14 protein-coding genes are annotated in these 16,592 nt (G+C 73.6%); 2 read left to right on the top strand and 12 right to left on the bottom strand.

Going from position 1 to position 16,592, the window contains the following annotated elements:
- On the bottom strand, window positions 1-405 hold the full coding sequence (locus tag OG444_RS14175) for a globin (protein WP_327262514.1): 405 nt from the start codon (window positions 403-405) through the stop codon (window positions 1-3).
- Window positions 406-572: 167 nt separating this feature from the next.
- Here OG444_RS14175 and OG444_RS14170 point away from each other — a divergent pair, with 167 nt between their 5' ends.
- On the top strand, window positions 573-1,562 hold the full coding sequence (locus tag OG444_RS14170) for a methyltransferase domain-containing protein (protein ID WP_327262513.1): 990 nt from the start codon (window positions 573-575) through the stop codon (window positions 1,560-1,562).
- A 14-nt stretch (window positions 1,563-1,576) separates the two neighbouring features.
- On the opposite strand, the gene OG444_RS14165 is transcribed toward OG444_RS14170, so the two are convergent.
- The 4 genes from OG444_RS14165 to OG444_RS14150 are packed head-to-tail and all read right to left on the bottom strand — an operon-like array spanning window position 1,577 to window position 7,995.
- Complete coding sequence (locus OG444_RS14165) at window positions 1,577-2,620, bottom strand: FHA domain-containing protein (protein WP_327262512.1); 1,044 nt, start codon at window positions 2,618-2,620, stop codon at window positions 1,577-1,579.
- A gap of 44 nt (window positions 2,621-2,664) precedes the next feature.
- A complete protein-coding gene (locus OG444_RS14160) occupies window positions 2,665-3,990 on the bottom strand; it encodes a VWA domain-containing protein (protein WP_327262511.1) in 1,326 nt (441 codons plus the stop codon).
- A gap of 60 nt (window positions 3,991-4,050) precedes the next feature.
- Complete coding sequence (locus tag OG444_RS14155) at window positions 4,051-5,583, bottom strand: protein phosphatase 2C domain-containing protein (RefSeq protein WP_327262510.1); 1,533 nt, start codon at window positions 5,581-5,583, stop codon at window positions 4,051-4,053.
- A gap of 3 nt (window positions 5,584-5,586) precedes the next feature.
- Window positions 5,587-7,995: a tetratricopeptide repeat protein gene (locus OG444_RS14150; RefSeq protein WP_442810521.1), complete on the bottom strand. Its 2,409-nt coding sequence runs from the start codon at window positions 7,993-7,995 to the stop codon at window positions 5,587-5,589.
- Between the two features lie 10 nt (window positions 7,996-8,005).
- Here OG444_RS14150 and OG444_RS40760 point away from each other — a divergent pair, with 10 nt between their 5' ends.
- On the top strand, window positions 8,006-8,332 hold the full coding sequence (locus OG444_RS40760) for a hypothetical protein (protein WP_442810520.1): 327 nt from the start codon (window positions 8,006-8,008) through the stop codon (window positions 8,330-8,332).
- Window positions 8,333-8,402: 70 nt separating this feature from the next.
- Here the strand turns inward: OG444_RS40760 and OG444_RS14145 are convergent, their stop codons facing one another.
- The 7 genes from OG444_RS14145 to OG444_RS14115 form a co-directional block, all read right to left on the bottom strand.
- Complete coding sequence (locus OG444_RS14145; RefSeq protein ID WP_327262508.1) at window positions 8,403-9,692, bottom strand: hypothetical protein; 1,290 nt, start codon at window positions 9,690-9,692, stop codon at window positions 8,403-8,405.
- 116 nt (window positions 9,693-9,808) lie between these two features.
- On the bottom strand, window positions 9,809-10,759 hold the full coding sequence (locus tag OG444_RS14140) for a glutamate ABC transporter substrate-binding protein (protein ID WP_327266778.1): 951 nt from the start codon (window positions 10,757-10,759) through the stop codon (window positions 9,809-9,811).
- A 161-nt stretch (window positions 10,760-10,920) separates the two neighbouring features.
- Window positions 10,921-12,330: a hypothetical protein gene (locus tag OG444_RS14135; RefSeq protein WP_327262507.1), complete on the bottom strand. Its 1,410-nt coding sequence runs from the start codon at window positions 12,328-12,330 to the stop codon at window positions 10,921-10,923.
- Between the two features lie 215 nt (window positions 12,331-12,545).
- A complete protein-coding gene (locus OG444_RS14130) occupies window positions 12,546-13,535 on the bottom strand; it encodes an N-acetylglucosamine kinase (RefSeq protein WP_327262506.1) in 990 nt (329 codons plus the stop codon).
- Window positions 13,526-14,791, bottom strand: a complete 1,266-nt coding sequence (locus tag OG444_RS14125; RefSeq protein ID WP_327262505.1) for a 6-phospho-beta-glucosidase — start codon at window positions 14,789-14,791, stop codon at window positions 13,526-13,528. The genes OG444_RS14130 and OG444_RS14125 overlap by 10 nt, the downstream gene beginning before the upstream one ends.
- A 5-nt stretch (window positions 14,792-14,796) precedes the next feature.
- The gene (locus tag OG444_RS14120; RefSeq protein WP_327262504.1) at window positions 14,797-15,648 is read right to left on the bottom strand and encodes a carbohydrate ABC transporter permease; all 852 of its coding nucleotides are present in this window, start codon (window positions 15,646-15,648) and stop codon (window positions 14,797-14,799) included.
- A complete protein-coding gene (locus tag OG444_RS14115; protein ID WP_327262503.1) occupies window positions 15,645-16,589 on the bottom strand; it encodes a carbohydrate ABC transporter permease in 945 nt (314 codons plus the stop codon). The genes OG444_RS14120 and OG444_RS14115 overlap by 4 nt, the downstream gene beginning before the upstream one ends.
- Window positions 16,590-16,592 lie beyond the last annotated feature (3 nt).

Genomic DNA, 16,592 nt, shown 5'->3' with positions numbered 1-16,592 from the left:
CTAGCCCGCCGTATTGATCATCGAGGCGGCGGCGTAGGTCAGGTACTTCCACAGCTGCGCCTCGTGCTCCGGCGCCAGGCCCAGCTCGTCCAGCGCGACCCGCATGTGGCTCAGCCACGCGTCGTGCGCGGCCGCGTCCACCTGGAACGGCGCGTGCCGCATGCGCAGCCGGGGGTGGCCCCGGTGCTGGCTGTAGGTCGTCGGACCGCCCCAGTACTGCATCAGGAACAGCGCGAAGCGCTCCTCGGCGGGACCCAGGTCCTCCTCCGGGTACATCGGGCGCAGCAGCGGGTCCTCCGCGACCCCCTGGTAGAAGCGCCGGACGAGACGGCGGAAGGTGTCCTCGCCGCCCACCTGCTCGTAGAAGGACTGCTCCTGAACCGTGCCCCGCGGAATCTCATTCACCCGACCATCGTCTCAGACGCCCGGATGCAGGACCGAGGTCCTAGGACCGCCCCGAAACCGCTCGGAACCGCTCCGGAAAGGCCCCGGAACGGCCCCGGAAAGGCCTTGGGGCCGCCCCGGAAGCCCTCGCGCTCGCACGCCGCGCCCGCGCGCAGGACAGTGGAGGCATGGCCGCACACACCGCACACGCCGAGACCCGGGACCTGCGGGAGACCGCGCACGCCGCCCAGGTGCGGGAGCTGACCGCCGCCGGGGTGCTGGAGGACCCGCGCTGGCGGGCCGCCTTCGCCGCCGTGCCCCGGCACGTGTTCGTCCCGTACTTCTGGACCGGCCGCGGCGCCGGTCACGAGCGGCTCTGGGCCGAGGACGCCGACCCCGAACGCCGGGCGCGCTGGCTGCGCGGGGTCTACGTCGACACCCCGCTGGCGACCCGGCTGCGCGACGGCCGGCTGGTCTCCTCCAGCAGCCAGCCCTCCCTCATGGCGAAGATGCTGGCCGCCCTGGACGTGCGCGACGGCGACGACGTCCTGGAGATCGGCGCGGGCACCGGCTACAACGCGGCCCTGCTCTGCCACCGGCTCGGCGAGGAGCACGTCACCACCGTCGACCTGGACGAGGAGATCACCGAGTCCGCGCGGGCGCACCTGGCCGAGCTCGGCCTCCACCCGGTGGTGGTCACCGGGGACGGGGCCCGCGGCTGCCCCGCCCGGGCCCCGTTCGACCGGATCATGGTGACCTGCACGCTGCCGCTGGTCCCGTACGCCTGGCTCGGCCAGTGCCGGCCGGGGGCCCGGATCCTGGCCCCGCTGTCGACCGGGCTGATCGCGCTGACCGTGCGGGACCCGGGCTTCGCCGAGGGCAACTTCCTGCACACCCCGGCCTACTTCGTCCCGCTGCGCGGTGCCACGGCGGCACCGCCGCCCGATCCGGCCGGTGCGGAGTACGGCCTCCCGTACGAGCTGGTGGAGAACGAGCGCTTCCAGTTCATGCTCGTACTGACCGCGGGCGTCCTGCACCCCCGCGAGGCCCTGGACCTCTGGCGCCGCGAGGGCCGCCCGGCCCGCGAACGCTTCGGCGTCTCGGTCAGCGCGTCCGGCCAGTGGTCCTGGCTGGACGATCCCCAGGGGCCGTACGTATGGCCCCTGGGGCAGGGCTGAACCGAATCAGCCGGTCAGCCGCGGCGGATGGTGATCGTGGTCCAGGCGCCCACGTGGACGCGGTCGCCGTCGGAGAGGGGGACCGGGACGTAGGGCTGGATCGGTTCCTCGCCGCCGTTGATCGTGGTGCCGTTGGTGGAGTTCTGGTCCACCACCGCCCAGCTGAGGTCGGGCTGCTGGACGAGCACCGCGTGCTGGTGGGAGACGCCCGGGTCCTCCGGGGGCACCGACAGGTCGATGTCCGGGGACTCGCCCGTGGAGGCGCGGCGGCGGCCGATGGTGATCTGGCCGCCGGACAGCGGGAGGTGCTGCTCCGGGGAGTACGCGGGCAGGTTGAGCCCGGCGGCCTCGGGACCGCTGCGCTGCATCATCGCCATGAAGTACGAGCGGTCCGGGCCGATCGTCGCGTTCCAGGCACCGCCGCCCTGGGGCGGGAAGGGCTGGTGCTGCTGCGGCGGGGGCTGCTGCTGGTACTGCTGCTGGGGCGGCGGTCCCTGCTGCTGGTACTCCTGCTGGTACTCCCGCTGCTGGGGCGGCGGCGGGGGCTGCTGCTGGTACTGGGGCTGCGGGGCCTGCTGGTACTCCAGCGGCGACTCGTGCGCCGGCGGCGGCAGCAGCCAGTCGTCCTCGCGCTGGAGCGGCTCGGCCGGGCGGTTGACCCGGGACGGCCGTGAGCCCTGGTACTCGAAGTGGTCCTGGGAGTAGCTCCCGGGAGCGGGTACGGGCGGCGGGGGCGTTCCGCGGCCGCCGCCACCGATGCCGCCGACGCCCGTCGCCTGGGGCCCCGGGTCCGGGGTCTGCGGGGGCGGCGTGTACGAAGTCGCCGAACGCGTGAGGTAGTTGTAGCGGCACTCCTCGCAGAACGGAGCCATCGCCTCGCGAGGGGTCCGGCACTGCGGGCAGAGCTCGGCCTGGGCGGTCGGTTCACCGGCGGTCGGGGGGAAGCCGTAGCCGTAGGAGGGCACCGGGGGCGGGCCCTCCGAGGCAGCCATGCGATGGCCGCAGACCTCGCACCAGTCGTCGGACGCGGACTGGTGCCCGTTCGGGCAGGTCGGCATGGCGGCGCTTCCCCCTTCTTCTCCCTGCGTCATCACGTCAGGTCTCAGGTCTTCTTCACTCGGACGGTCTGCGTCGAACGCGTGTCGAGGGTCATCTCGTCGGCGTCGGCAACCTTCGCTTTCAGCCGCACAGTACCCGCCACCGCGTCCACCACATCCACCACCTTCGACAGAAGTCGTGCTGTGTCGGCGTTCCCGGAGGAACTCGCCAGTTGTACCGCACGCCCCAGCTTGGCCGTGGCACCACCCACATCGCCCATTTTGCGGGCTTCCAGGCCCTGCTGGATAGCCTCCGCGAGCTCCGCCTGCCCGGTGTAGTGGGCGACCTGCGCGTTGATGGCGGTGGAAGCGGCCAGATCGTTCGTCCACACCGCGCGCACCAGGCCCTGGGCCAGCACGGTCGCCGGCTGGCCCGCCGCTCCCGGCAGGACCAGCGTGGTGCGGGCGGCGAGCATCTCCTGGCCCACGGTGGCCGTCGGGACGCGGACGCACACGTGGTACTCGCGGGACTCGTCGCCCCACGACCCGGTCGGGTAGTCGCCGGCGCGCGGGCCGGAGTCGGTGCGGCGGCCGGTCAGGTCCTGGAGGGCGGGCGCCACCTGCTTGACGTACTGGATCTCCACGCCGACCGGGGTCCACAGGCGCAGCGCGACGTCCGCGACCTCCTTGCCCATGACGTTCTCCATCATGCGCGTGAAGTCCTCCGCCAGGTGGGCCGGGTCGGCCACGATGTCGGCGGAGCCGAGCAGCGCGTTCGCGATCCCGGTGACCTCCTTGACGTCCCAGTCGGTGCCCACCCCACGGGCGTCGCAGGTGAAGCGGCCCGCGCAGGCGTCCAGGGTGGCGCGGAGCACGGCCGGCTCCTCGTGCTCGTTGCGGCCGTCGGTGAGCAGGATGCCGTGCCGGATGGCGGCGGTGGAGCCGCGCAGCAGGCCGTCGGCGAGGCGCAGCCAGGTACCGATGGCGGTGCCGCCGCCGGCGGTCAGGCCGCGCAGGGCCTCCTTGGCCTGGGCCCGGGTGGTCGCGTCCGCCACCGCGAGGCGGCCCTGGCCCGGGTAGACCTCCTTGGCCACGTGCGTACCGGCGATCACGGCGAAGGCGGTGCCGTCGCGCAGGGTGTCGACGGCTGCCGCCGTGGCCTCGCGGGCGCCTCGCATCTTCTCCGCCGGGTACTCCATGGACCCCGAGCAGTCGACCATGAGCACCACGGCCGCCGTGCCGTCGGCGACCGCCGTGCGGGTGGCGCTGGCACCGCCGGTGGCGGTGACCGTGACGATGGCGTGGACGTCCCGTCCGCCCTCGGGAAGGAACTCGTTCTGGTACACCTCCACGCTGAAGCGCGGGGCACTCGGCTTGGCGAAATTCGCCATCGGTTGGACTCCTAGGGGGCTCGGGCAGGCGGGTCAGACCTGCGGGCGCGCTTCCACTACCTATTCCGGTCCTGCCGCCGGTCCCGGCTCCGCATCCGGTCCCGGTTCCTGCTCGGGGTGCGTGGCGAACGGCACGATCGCCACGGTGACGTTGTCGTGGCCGCCGCCGTCGAGGGCGTGGCCCACCAGTACCTGCGCGCTGTGCAGCGGGCGGGTCGCGGCGTCGGCGGGCAGCACCTGGGCCATCTCCCGCGCGGATTCCGCGTAGTTCCACAGTCCGTCGGTGCAGACCACCACCACTCCGGGGTGGTCGGGCTTGAAGGTCGCGGTGTGCGGTTCCAGGTCGTACGCGTCGGCCCCCAGCCAGCCGGTGATGGCGTGCGCGCGGACGTCCGCGTAGGCCTCGGCCTCGCCCATCAGGCCGGCGGCGACCATCTGGGCGGCCCAGGAGTCGTCCTCGGTCAGGCGGCGGGGCAGGGCGGCGCGGTCGTCGGGGACCCAGTAGGCGCGGCTGTCGCCCACCCAGCCGATGGTCAGCAGGCCGCCGCTGACGACGGCGCCGACCAGTGTGCAGGCGGGGGCGTTCTGCGCGCCCGGGGTCTCCGGGGCCAGGGCGTTCACCGCGGCGGCGGCGGCCAGGATGGCCTCGTGCATGGCCTCCTGGGGGTGGGCGCCGCGGGGGAGCGCCTCGAGCAGCGCCTCGTTGGCGGCGCCGGCCGCGGCGGCCGAGGCCTCGTCGGGCCGGCTGGCGGAGGAGACGCCGTCGCAGACGATGGCCACGGTGGCGGCGGAGCCGTCGGGCAGGGCGGTGGCCGCCACGGCGAAGGAGTCCTCGTTGCGGTGGTGGCGCAGCCCCCGGTCGCTGACGGCGGCCACGCTCCCGAGCTCTTCCTCGAGGTGGTCGCGCTCGCGGGGCTGGGCGTGCCCGCAGTGCTCGCAGTACCCGTCGGTGTCGACGTGGCCGGCCCGGCAGGCGATGCAGGTCCTCCCGCCCTCGGGTGCCGCGGCCGGGGGCTGCGGGACGCCGTACGGGTTCTCGCCCGCGGAGTGCCCGCTCACGTCGGGCGGGGTGCCGCCGCCGGGCATGTCGTACCGGGCCTGCGACGCCTCCGCGTCCCCGGCGTACGGGTGCTCCGCCGGGCCCCACGGGGTGCCCTCCGGCGGCGTGCCGGCGCCGTACGGGTTCGCGTGGCCCGAGGCGACGTACGTGGCGCCGGCCGGGCCCTGCCGCGGCTCCGGCTCCGGTTCGGGCTCCGCTTCCGCCGGGGCGGCGACGGCCCAGGCGGCCGGGTCGTCCACCAGCGTCGGCGCGGCCGAGGCGGCGCTGCCCCAGCCGGGGGCGGGCTCGGCGGCGGCGTGCGAAACGCCGGGGGCCGGGGTCCCGTAACCGCCCGCGGCGGCCGGCGCCGGTGGCGCGGCGGCCGGCGGGGCGGGCGGAGCCTGTGGCGCCGGTGGGATGGGGATCGTCGGGTTGTCCACGGACGCCGCCGGGGGAGGAGCGCTCACGGCGTAGCCGCAGACGCCGCAGAAACGGTCACCCTCCTCCAGGGGTTCCGCGCAGCTGGGGCAGCCCGACAGCCGATGCATCGACATCACTCACACCCACGTCCGGGGACGGAAACGGTTTGCCCGCTCCACCAGTTCGATCCTCTCCTCGCCACGCCGCGCCAGCCGTGCGAGTACGCGGTACGAGCGCTCCAGTCCGAAGCGCAGGCCCCGCTCGTCCAGTTGACTGCCGAGCAGCGAGGTCCGGCCGGGGTCGGAACCCCGGCCACCCGACAGTACCCAGTCCAGGGCCGAGCCCAGAACCTCCGTCGCGAGCCGCTCCTGCCGCTCCGGGTCCAGCCCGAACCTCCGCAGGGCCTCGACCTGGTCGGCGGCAGCCGTCAGGTCGGCCAGCAAGGGCTCCTGCGGAGACCGGTCGCGCAGACGTGCGCGTACGGCCGCCACCCGCGCGGCGGTGTAGTGAATGGATGCCTCCGGCACGGATTCCAGCGTGCGCACGGCCGCGTCCCGGTCCCCGGCGGCCAGCTGGACGCGCGCCAGCCCGAAGGCCGCGCTCACGAATCCCGGGTCGGTTATCCACACGAGGCGGTAGTACTCGGCGGCGTTGTCCAGCTGGCCCAGCACCTCCGCGCACAGCCCGAGGGCCAGCTTCGGCGCGGGCTCGCCCGGGAAGGCGTCGTAGATCGCGTCGAAGGACAGGGCCGCTATCTCGTCGTCACCGGTGGCCAGCGAGGCGACGCCGCGGGCCCACACCACCCGCCAGTCGTCCGGATGGCGTGCCTCCAGCTCCGCCAGGGTGCGGCAGGCCTCGGACAGCTCGCCCAGCTCCAGGCGGGCCCGCAGCTCCCGCAGCCGCAGCTCGGCCGAGTCGGCCGGCGCCGCGCTCAGGGCGCCCAGCAGGTCACCGGGCGCGGAGGCCAGCAGACCCGTCAGGAATCCGGCGTTCGGGTCGCCGGCGTCCACCAGCGGTACGGGCAGGGCCAGCGCGGTGTCGCGGGCGTCGAGGGTGCTCGCTCTCGCGGCCGGCGATGCCGAGAGGAGTACGGGGACGGGCGCGGCCCCCGGGCCCCGGACGGGAGCGGGCGGCGCGGACCGCGGTCCCGGCACCGGCGCACCCGTCACGTGCGTGGCGGTGGTCCCGAGGGAGGGCAGCGGCGCGCCCGCGGCAGGGGCGTGCCCCGGCGGCCCGAACCCCCCACCGTGAGCGGACCCGACCGGAACGGATCCGACCGGACCGGACTCGACCGGAACGGTCCCACCCGGTGCGGAAAGGCCTGCGGAAGGGCCCGCGGAAACGCCTCCGGAAGCCGCCGCGGGCCCGGCGGCCGCGCCGCGGCCCAGCACACCGAACAGCCCGCCGCCCCGCCGGGAGGCGATCGGCCGGTGGCCCAGCCGGGAGACGACCGGGTCGGCCGCGTCGGCGAACAAGCGGGTGTCCGGAACGCGTAGTTCCGGTCCGAAGAGGGTCGACAGCTGCGGCCGCGGCCGCCCCGTCTGGAGCGCGACCACCTCCCGCAGCACGCCCGTCAGCTGGTCCGCCATCTCCTGCGCGGACGCGAACCGCCGCCCCGGGTCGGGGTCGGTCGCCCGTACCAGCAGCCGGTAGAAGGACTCGTACCGCCGGAACACCTCGATGTGCTCGGGATCCGGCAGCGAATCCACGAACACGTTCGTGTAGCCCTGGAAGTCGAAGGTCAGCACGGCCAGCGTGCGCGCCACCGTGTAGAGGTCGGAGGCGACCGAGGGGCCCAGCTCCGCGACCTCCGGGGCCTGGTAGCCCACCGTGCCGTAGATGGCCGACTCGTCGTCGTCCATCCGCCGTACCGCGCCCATGTCGATCAGCTTCAGCTGGTCCTGCTGCTGGATCGCGTTGTCGACCTTGAAGTCGCAGTACAGCAGGTTTCTGCTGTGCAGGTGGCCGAGCGCCTCCAGCGCCTCGATGCCGTATGCGCACGCCTGCTCCACCGGCAGCGGGTCACGCCGCCCGTCCGGCCGGCGCCGCTCGTTCGCGATCTCCTTCAGCGACTTGCCGCCGACGTACTCCATGACGATGTACCCGTCCAGCGAACCGGTCCGCTGGTCCAGGTGCTCCACGAAGTTGTAGATCCGCACGATGTTGGAGTGCTCGATCTCCGCGAGGAAGCGCCGCTCCGAGATGGCGGCCTCCATCGCGTCCTGGTCCCCGGTGTCCAGCAGGCCCTTGAGCACCACCCACCGGTCCGCGACCGCCCGGTCCACCGCCAGGTACACCCAGCCGAGGCCGCCGTGCGCGAGGCAGCCCAGCACCTCGTACTGACCGCGCACCACGTCACCGGAGCGCAGCTTGGGCACGAAGGAGTACGGGTGACCGCACTTGGTGCAGAACCCTTCCGTCCGGCCCGGCCGCTCGCCCCGGGAACGGCCCACCGGCGCCCCGCAGTCCGAGCGCGAGCAGAACCGCTTGCGCTCCGGCACCTCCGGGTTCTCCAGGACCGCGGTCGAAGGATTCGGACGCGGCACCTCCGGTACGTTGACCAGCCCGGCCCCCAGCCGGCTGCGGCCCGAGGCCGCCGAGCCCGAACTGCGCACCGACACCGACCGGGTGGACGTCGTCCCCGAGACCGAGCGCGACAGCCGCCCCGACACCGAGCGGTGCGAGGAGGAGGAGCGGGAGGACCGCGCCGAGGCCGAGGACCGCGCCGACCCGTGGGAGCCCTGCGAGCCCATCGACCCGCGGGACCCGCCGGAGCCCAGGGAGCCCCGGGCCGCGCTCGTCATCCCCGTCGGCGGCGACACCAGCTCGTCGGCGCCCGCCGCGATCGAGCCGATCGGCGCCAGCCCGCAGGTGTCGCAGTAGACCTCGCCGCCGCCCATGTCCTCGTACGACCCCGGGCAGCCGGGGCGAACGCACGCGGTTCCGATCAGACTCATGCGTCCTCCTCCCCCGGCCCGTCGGGCCGCTGTTCTCGGTGTGGCAGTTGCTCGGGCCGGTCCTGCGGCGCCGTCAGCGACTCCGCGGTCGCGTGCTGGTAGCGCAGGACGGCCTGCTCGGCGGCCCGCAGGTCGCAGGGCGCGCTCCACAGCATCCGCCGTGCGGCGTCGTACCGCTCGATGAGCAAGGGGTCCTCCGCCATTCCGTGGCGGGCCACCTTCGCCTTGTACGCGTCGAGCCGCCCGCGCAGCTCGGCCCGTACGGCCAGCGGCGCCGTCACCGCGGTCAACGATTCACGGGCCCGCCGCAGTTCCTCGTCGGCGCGCTCCTCCAGCGACTCCAGCAGGGGTGAGAGCCGGTGCCAGCGGGCCTGGCGGCGGTGCTCGGCCGCCGCCGCGAGCTGTTCCTGGAGCACCGTGGGCGGGCCGCTCACCGCGGGCACCTCGGAGGCGGCGATCTTCGCCAGCACCTCGCCGCGCGCGGTCCGTGCCTCCGCCAGCGTCCGGTCGGCCCGCGAGAGCACGTCCCGCAGGGCGATCAGCCGCTGCTCGGCGTCCTGCCGCACGTCCAGCACCGCCTCGACCTCGCGGCGTACGTCCTCCAGCGCGAGCGCGGCCCGGTCGTAGCGCCCGGTGTCCGGACGGCCGCCGCCGGGCGCCGAACTGCCCGTCGCCGGCAGCCAGAAAGCCAGCGGGTCCGCGATCACCTGTGTCCGCAGCTCCGTCAGCTCGGCGGTGATGTCTTCCAGGTCGTCGCCCGAAGGATGCTCGCCCGGCCGAACGCCCACCGAGTGGGCCAGCGAGCGGGTGCGGTGCAGCTCGGCCGCGAGCAGGTCGATGCGGGCGGGCAGCGCCGACCACACGGCGTCGGCGGCGACCACCACGTCCAGCGAGCGCGCGTACAGGCCGTTCATCCGGGACACCAGCTCGGCGAGCGAGAGCCGCTCCGCCAGCGCGACGCCCTCGGCAGCGGCCCCGGCGATCAGCACTCCGGGCCCGCGCAGCCGCTCGGTCAGCTCGATGAGGTCGTCACGGTTCGGCCAGCGGCGCCGCTCCCGCACCTCGCGGGCAGCGGTCAGGGCCCCGCTGTAGGCGTCGAAGTACGTCCACAGCCGGGTGATGTCCGCGTCGGCGGCCGTCCAGCGGTCCTTGGTGACGCCCGCCAGCGAGGCGCCTTCCAGCAGCCGGCGCCCGGCGTGGTCCTGGAGGGCGAGCAGCGAGGTCTCGACCGCCTCGTGCTCCGCGCCCAGCCGGGCCAGGGCGCGGTCGACGTCGTCCCGGTCCATCACTGCAGACCCCGCCTCCACCGACTGTGCCTCCGCTTCCGCCGCCGCCTCCGTGTCCGTCTCCGTATCCTGCCCTGCGCCCGGGCCCGGTCCCGTGTCCGAAACCGTCACGGGCCTCAGCCGTCCCGGTACTTGGGTGCGGGGGGCGCGGTCACGCCGGGCAGCACGGGCTGCAGATGCTTGAGGTACGCCTTCATCCACGGGCTGTCGCCGCCGCCCGCGCGGTAGTTCTCCAGCACCTTGTTGACCCGGCGGACCAGGTCGGAGGCGTCCTTGTTCATCGCCACCCCGTAGAACTCACGGGTGAAGGGCGAGCCCACCAGCTGCACCGAGGGGTCCTGGGCGGCCTGGCCGGCGGCGAGGGCGTTGTCCGTGATGATGCCGTCGACCTCGCCCAGCTGCAGCCGGACCAGGCAGTCCAGCTGGTTGGCGACGGTGACCGGCACCGAGCCGTACGACTGGGCCTTCAGCGCCGCCTCCGCGGTGGATCCGGCCGCGAAGCAGATCCGCCGGTCCTTCAGCGAAGTGTCGTACCCGGTGATCGGCGAGCCCTTGGGCGCCAGCACCTGCTGTCCGGCCTCGAAGTAGGCCGTGGAGAAGGCGACGTCCTCCAGCCGCTTGCAGTTGATGGTCATGGTCCGCACGACGATGTCGACGCGCCCCTCCTGGAGGGCGGGGATGCGCTGACTGGTGGGGATGGCGCGGTAGATGACCGCGTTCTCGTCGCCCAGGATGTCCTTGGCGATGGCCTTGACCAGGTCGATGTCGAAGCCGTCGAGGCGGCTGCCCTCGGCGGTCTGGTTGCGGTAGCCCCAGCGGAAGCTGTTCTGGTCCACGCCCGCGACGAGTTTGCCCGCCGCCTTGATCCGCGCGATGGCCGCCCCGTCCACGTCGGACGGGCGCAGGCTGGCCTCGGGGTCCTGGCAGGTGTCGGTGGGGACCCATGGCGCGGCCGGGGCCGCCGCCATCGAGGCGGGCCGGCGCACCACCGGACGGCCGGTGTCGGGCGTCGCGTGCGCCAGCGGCAGCAGGACGACCGCGGCGGTCGTGGCACAGGCGACGGCCATCGCGCTCACCCCGCCCCAGCCGCGCAGCCGGCCCACCGCGCGACGGAACCCGGACACCGCGACCGGAGCCGCCTCCCGGCTCCCGGCGCTCGCGCCGCCCCCGGTGCCCTCGTGGTTCCCGTGGCCTTCGGCGGCCCGCCTCGCCCGTATCCGCATCGCGCTCACCTGTACTCCGAAAGCCTGCGCCCGATGCCGAGCAGAGCCGCTGCCGCGCCGACGACCACCAGGACGGCGGCGCCCGTCACCAGACCGCCCAGCGCGCCGAGGCCGTCCCGGGCCGCCCGGGTGAACTCCTGCTGCTCGTGGGCGACGGCCTGCTCCAGGGAGGCGTCCACGGTGTCGAAGGCGGCGCCGCTGCTCTCCTTGTGCTTCTCGTCCCCGACGACCTGGGGCAGTGCGGCCTCGTAGTCCCCCTTCAAGTCCGCCTCCCGGGCCGCCGAGTGCCGCTGCTTCCACTGCTTCACGCCGTCCACGGCCCGGTCCACGGGCCCCCGGCCGGCTTCGTCGTCGGCCAGCCGCAGCGCGATCGCCAGCCCGGCGTCCAACTGCTTCATGTTGTTCGTGAAGTCCACGTCGTACTTGTCGGACTTCTTGTCCTCGGCCAGTACGGCGCCCCGCGCGATCAGGGTCAGGTTCTCACCGGCCCGAGCCTGGAGGGAGGCGATCCGCGCGTCGTTGAGCACCTTCATCGACTCCTGCCCGTCCGCCCGGGCCTCGCTCAGCGAGGACCGCGCCACCGTGTGCCCCACGGTGAGCCACAGCAGGACCACCAGGGACGCGGCCGTCGCGGCCACCAGCCCGTGGTTGAGGACCCGGTTCGTGTGCCGGTAGTTGCGCCGCTGCGCCCACACCAGGGCGGCGATCGCGAGCAGGCCCAGGGCGATCGAGGCCAGCGGCCAGGACCGGGCGTCGGCGTGGTCCGTGTAGAGCCGCTTGGTCTCCGACTCGTACAGCCGCTGCGCGGCGGGCAGCAGCTGGGTGGTCATCTGCTCGTTGGCGTAACGGAGGTAGGCACCGCCCAGCGGCAGGCCCTGCCGGTTGGTGGCCCGGGCCTGCTCGATCAGGCCGGTGTAGCGCGGCAGCTGCTCGCTCAGCAGGGCGATCTGCTCCCGGGAGTCCTCGTTTCCGCCGGTATTGGCGGCCGCGCTCACCAGCAGCTTGGAGGCGTTGGAGATGTCCTTCTCGTACCGCTGCCGGACCTCGCGCGGCTCCTGCGCGCCCAGGAGGAACCCGCTGGATGAGGTCGTGTCGGCATCGGCCAGGGAGCGGTAGATGCTCGCCGCGTCGGCGCTCAGCGGCTGGCTGCGGCCCACCACGTCGTCGGCGGCCGCGGCCCGGTCGGAGATCTCCCACACGCTCACCGTGCCGAACAGCACGATCAGAGCGGCCAGTACCGCTCCGATGATCCGCAGCCGGCCCGGTTCGGTGGTCGCCGCCTCGCGCAGCCGCTGCACGCCCTCGGCCCAGGCGGTGCCCCGCCCGGGCGGTCCGTCGGGCGGTGGCGCCGATGACCCGGCGGGCGGCACGGAAACGCCGCCCCCGGGCGCGGGCGCGCGTGATGTGATCGCCACCGTGACCTCCCCCTCGGTCCTGTCGTCCTCCAGCCGACGCTGGGAGGTACCCCCTGCGCAGCAGTATGGCCGTAGTGCCGGTCGACCACAGCACCCGGTGCTGTATCCGGGGCGATCCGTCCCCGAGGGCCCCCTTCGTCCTTCGTCGCCCCTTCACCGTCAATACGTCCGCACGGTCGCCACGGTTCCAGACCGGATGAACTTCCCGGGCGGGTTCAACCGAAATGGGTACGGAGTTTTTCGTACGCACCGGACGGGGACCCGAGCGCGTCCAGGCCCAGCAGGGCGGCCCCCAGTACCGGCGGCGCCGTGATCACGGAGATCCGGGCGAGCGGGGCCCGTCCGGCGAGCCCCTCCGCGATCCGGTCGTTCAACTGCGGGTGCCCGGCCGCCAGCACGCTGCCGCCCAGCACCACCGGCACCTCCTGCTCCAGCAGGCCCAGGCGGCCCAGCGCCACCGAGGCCATGGCCACGACCTCGTCCGCCTGCCGGTGCACCAGCGACAGCGCCGGCGGGTCCCCGGCGGCCGCCACCGCGAACAGCACCGGAGTCAGCTCGTGCAGCCGCCCGCGGGGGACCCGGCCCAGGTGCAGCGCCTCGATCAGCGAGGCCATCGAGTCGTGGCCCAGGTGCGCGGGCAGCGCCCGGGCCAGCTCCGTCGCCGCGCCCCGGCCGTCCTCGGCCCGTGCCGCCAGCCACAGGGCCTCCTCGGCCAGTCCGCCCCCGCCGCCCCAGTCGCCGGAGATCCGGCCGACCGCGGGGAAGCGCGCGGTCCGCCCGTCCGGGGTCATCCCCACGCAGTTGATGCCCGCCCCGCACACGACCGCGACGCCGCACGGGTCGGCGCCCGTCGGCAGCCCGGAGCGCAGGAGCGCGAAGGTGTCGTTGTGCACCGCCGTCGTACGGCCCCAGGCCCGGCGCTCGATCTCGCGCGCCAGTTGCTCCTCCTCCACCGGGAAGTCGGCGTTGGCCAGGCACGCCGACACCCGCTGGGCCAGCGGCCCGCCCGCACGGCCGGCGGGCAGCCCGGCGTCGGCCATCGCCTCCGCCAGTACGTCGACGGCCGCGGCCACCCCCGTGCGCGGCGGCTGGAAGCCCCCGGCCTGACCGGAGCACAGCACCGAGCCGTCCGGGCCCAGCAGGGCCACGTCCGTCTTGCTGTTGCCCGCGTCGATCGCCAGCACCGAGGGGAGGGTCACGCCCATGGCAGGTGCTCCTTGTTGTGGGCGAGGAGCCGGTCGGTCAGGCCCTCGGCCAGGTCGAACTGCCCGACCAGGGGGTGCGCGAGCAGTGCCCTGAAGACCCGCTCGCGCCCGCCGCGCAGCGCCGCGTCCAGCGCGAGGTCCTCGTACGCGCTCACGTGCGAGACCAGGCCGGCGAAGAGCGGGTCCAGCCGCGGCACCGGAAGGGGAGCGGCACCGGATCCGTCGACGCGGGCCTGCACCTCGATCACCGCGTCGTCCGGCAGGAAGGGCAGTGTGCCCCGGTTGCAGGTGTTGACCACCTGCACGGCGGGGCCGCCGTCGCCGAGCAGGGAGGCGGCCAGGTCCACGGCCGCCTCGGAATAGAAGGCGCCGCCCCGCTTCGCCAGCAGCGCCGGCTTCTCCTCCAGCGCGGGATCCCCGTACAGGGCGAGCAGTTCCCGCTCCATCGCGGCGACCTCGGCGGCCCGGGAGGGCTTGGTCCCCAGCTCCCGTACGACCTCGTCGTGCGAGTAGAAGTAGCGCAGGTAGTACGAGGGCACGACGCCGAGCCGGTCCAGCACCGCCCGCGGCAGGCGCAGGTCCCCGGCGACGGCCTCCCCGTGCGCGGCGAGCAGCCCCGGCAGCAGGTCCTCGCCGTCCGGGCCGCCCCGGCGCACGCCCAGCTCCCAGGTGAGGTGGTTGAGGCCGACGTGGTCCAGGTGGAGGTCGGCCGGCGCCAGCTCCAGCAGGGCCGCGAACTTCCGCTGGAGGCCGATGGCGACGTTGCACAGGCCGACCGCCTTGTGCCCGGCCTGCAGGAGGGCCCGGGTGACGATCCCGACGGGGTTGGTGAAGTCGATGATCCACGCGTCCGGGCTGGTCCGCCGGACCCGCTCGGCGATGTCGAGGACCACGGGGACGGTGCGCAGCGCCTTGGCGAGCCCGCCCGCGCCCGTGGTCTCCTGCCCGACGCAGCCGCACTCCAGCGGCCAGGTCTCGTCCTGCAGCCGGGCGGCCTGTCCGCCGATGCGCAGCTGGAGCAGGACCGCGTCGGCGCCTTCGATGCCCGCGTCGAGGTCGGAGGTGGTGGTGATCCGGCCGGGGTGGCCCTGCCGGGCGAAGATCCGCCGGGCCAGACCGCCGATCAGCTCCAGCCGTTCGGTGGCCGGGTCGATCAGTACGAGCTCGCTGACGGGCAGGGTGTCGCGCAGTCGTGCGAACCCGTCGATCAGTTCGGGGGTGTAGGTGGAACCGCCGCCCACCACTGCGAGTTTCATCGTCGTCAGCCTTTCACGCCGGTCAGGGTGACTCCCTCGACGAACGCCTTCTGAGCGAAGAAGAAGAGGACGATCACCGGGGCCATGACCAGTACGGTCGCGGCCATGGTCAGGTTCCAGTTGGTGTGGTGCGCCCCCTTGAAGGACTCCAGCCCGTAACTGAGGGTCCAGGCGGCCGGGTTGTCGGAGGCGTAGATCTGCGGGCCGAAGTAGTCGTTCCAGGCACAGAAGAACTGGAAGAGGGCGACGGCGGCGATCCCGGGCCTGGCCATCGGCAGGACCACGCGCAGCAGGGTGCGCACCTCGCCGCAGCCGTCGACGCGGGCCGCGTCCAGGTATTCGTCGGGGATGGTCAGCAGGAACTGGCGGAGCAGGAAGATGGAGAAGGCGTCGCCGAAGGCCATCGGGACGATCAGCGGCCACAGGGTGCCCGACAGGTCGAGCTGCTTGGCCCAGAAGAGGTACATGGGGATGACCACCACCTGCGGCGGCAGCATCATCATGGCGATGACGAGCAGCAGCGAGAGCCGCCGGCCGCGGAAGCGGAACTTGGCGAGCGCGTACGCGACGGGCACGGAGGAGACCACGGTCAACAGGGTGCCGAGTCCGGCGTACAGGAGCGTGTTGCGCCACCAGGTCAGGAAGCCGGGGGTGTGCCAGACCTTCGCGTAGTTGCCCCACTGCCAGGTGTCGGGCCACAGGTCGCGGGTCAGCGCCTGCCGGTCGCCCATCAGGGAGGTGAGGAGCAGGAAGACGAAGGGGAGGACGAAGAAGAGGGCGGCGGCCACGCCGAGCGAGTGCACCCCGACCCAGTGCAGTACCGCCCTGGAGGTTCTCCTGCCGTCGTACGTGCTCATTCACCTGCTCCGATCAGACCGCCACGGCGGCGCATCAGGAGCGCGGTGAAGGCCATGGAGAGGGCGAACAGGACGAGTGCGACGACACACGCGGTGCCGTAGTCGAAGCGCTGGAACCCGAGGTTGTAGACGAGCTGGGGCAGGGTCAGCGTGGACTTGTCGGGGTAGCCGGGCTCGAACTGCTGGCCCGAGCCGCCGATCACCCCGGCCGCGACCTTCCCCGCCACCAGCGGCTGGGCGTAGTACTGCATGGCCTGGATGACCCCGGTGACCACGGCGAACATGATGATCGGCGAGATGTTGGGCAGGGTGATGTGCCGGAACCGCGCCCAGGCCCCGGCCCCGTCCAGCTCGGCCGCCTCGTACTGCTCCTTCGGTACGTCCAGCAGCGCGGCCATGAAGATGACCATCAGGTCGCCCACCCCCCACAGCGCGAGGGCGGTCAGGGCCGGCTTGGACCAGTCGGCGTCGGTGAACCAGCCGGGCGTGGGCAGCCCCACCGCGTCGAGCAGGGTGTTCACGGGTCCGGTGCCCGGGTTGAGCAGGAAGACGAAGGCCAGGGTCGCGGCGACGGGCGGGGCGAGGTAGGGCAGGTAGAACAGGGTCCGGAAGATCCCTGCACCCGTCTTGATCTTGGTGATGAGCAGGCCGATGCCGAGGCCGAAGGCGACCCGGCAGGTGACCATCACCAGTACCAGCCACAGGGTGTTGCGCATCGCCGGCCAGAACAGCGGATAGTCCGTGAAGACGTAGCTCCAGTTGTCCAGACCGTTGAAGGAGGGCTGCCGGAAGCCGTCGTAGCGGGTGAAGGAGAAGTAGAGGGTGGACAGCAGCGGGTAGACGAAGAAGACCGTGAAGCCGATCAGCCAGGGGGACATGAAGGCGGCGGTGCGCAGGGCGGACCGCCGTCGCTTCGAGCGCAGGGGGTGCGTGCCGGTCATCGG

Origin of the sequence: Streptomyces sp. NBC_01232 (genome assembly GCF_035989885.1) — a bacterium.
GTDB lineage: Bacteria > Actinomycetota > Actinomycetes > Streptomycetales > Streptomycetaceae > Streptomyces.
The sequence above is the reverse complement of the archived record's forward strand: the minus strand, read 5'-3'. Positions and strand labels throughout refer to the sequence as shown.

Bases quoted from the DNA above. Each gene is read 5' to 3' on its own strand.
- OG444_RS14170 (WP_327262513.1), top strand. From the start codon at position 573: ATGGCCGCACACACCGCACACGCCGAGACCCGGGACCTGCGGGAGACC.
- OG444_RS14165 (WP_327262512.1), bottom strand. From the start codon at position 2,620: ATGCCGACCTGCCCGAACGGGCACCAGTCCGCGTCCGACGACTGGTGC.
- OG444_RS14160 (WP_327262511.1), bottom strand. From the start codon at position 3,990: ATGGCGAATTTCGCCAAGCCGAGTGCCCCGCGCTTCAGCGTGGAGGTG.
- OG444_RS14155 (WP_327262510.1), bottom strand. From the start codon at position 5,583: ATGTCGATGCATCGGCTGTCGGGCTGCCCCAGCTGCGCGGAACCCCTG.
- OG444_RS14145 (WP_327262508.1), bottom strand. From the start codon at position 9,692: ATGGACCGGGACGACGTCGACCGCGCCCTGGCCCGGCTGGGCGCGGAG.
- OG444_RS14140 (WP_327266778.1), bottom strand. From the start codon at position 10,759: ATGGCCGTCGCCTGTGCCACGACCGCCGCGGTCGTCCTGCTGCCGCTG.
- OG444_RS14130 (WP_327262506.1), bottom strand. From the start codon at position 13,535: ATGGGCGTGACCCTCCCCTCGGTGCTGGCGATCGACGCGGGCAACAGC.
- OG444_RS14125 (WP_327262505.1), bottom strand. From the start codon at position 14,791: ATGAAACTCGCAGTGGTGGGCGGCGGTTCCACCTACACCCCCGAACTG.
- OG444_RS14120 (WP_327262504.1), bottom strand. From the start codon at position 15,648: ATGAGCACGTACGACGGCAGGAGAACCTCCAGGGCGGTACTGCACTGG.
- OG444_RS14115 (WP_327262503.1), bottom strand. From the start codon at position 16,589: ATGACCGGCACGCACCCCCTGCGCTCGAAGCGACGGCGGTCCGCCCTG.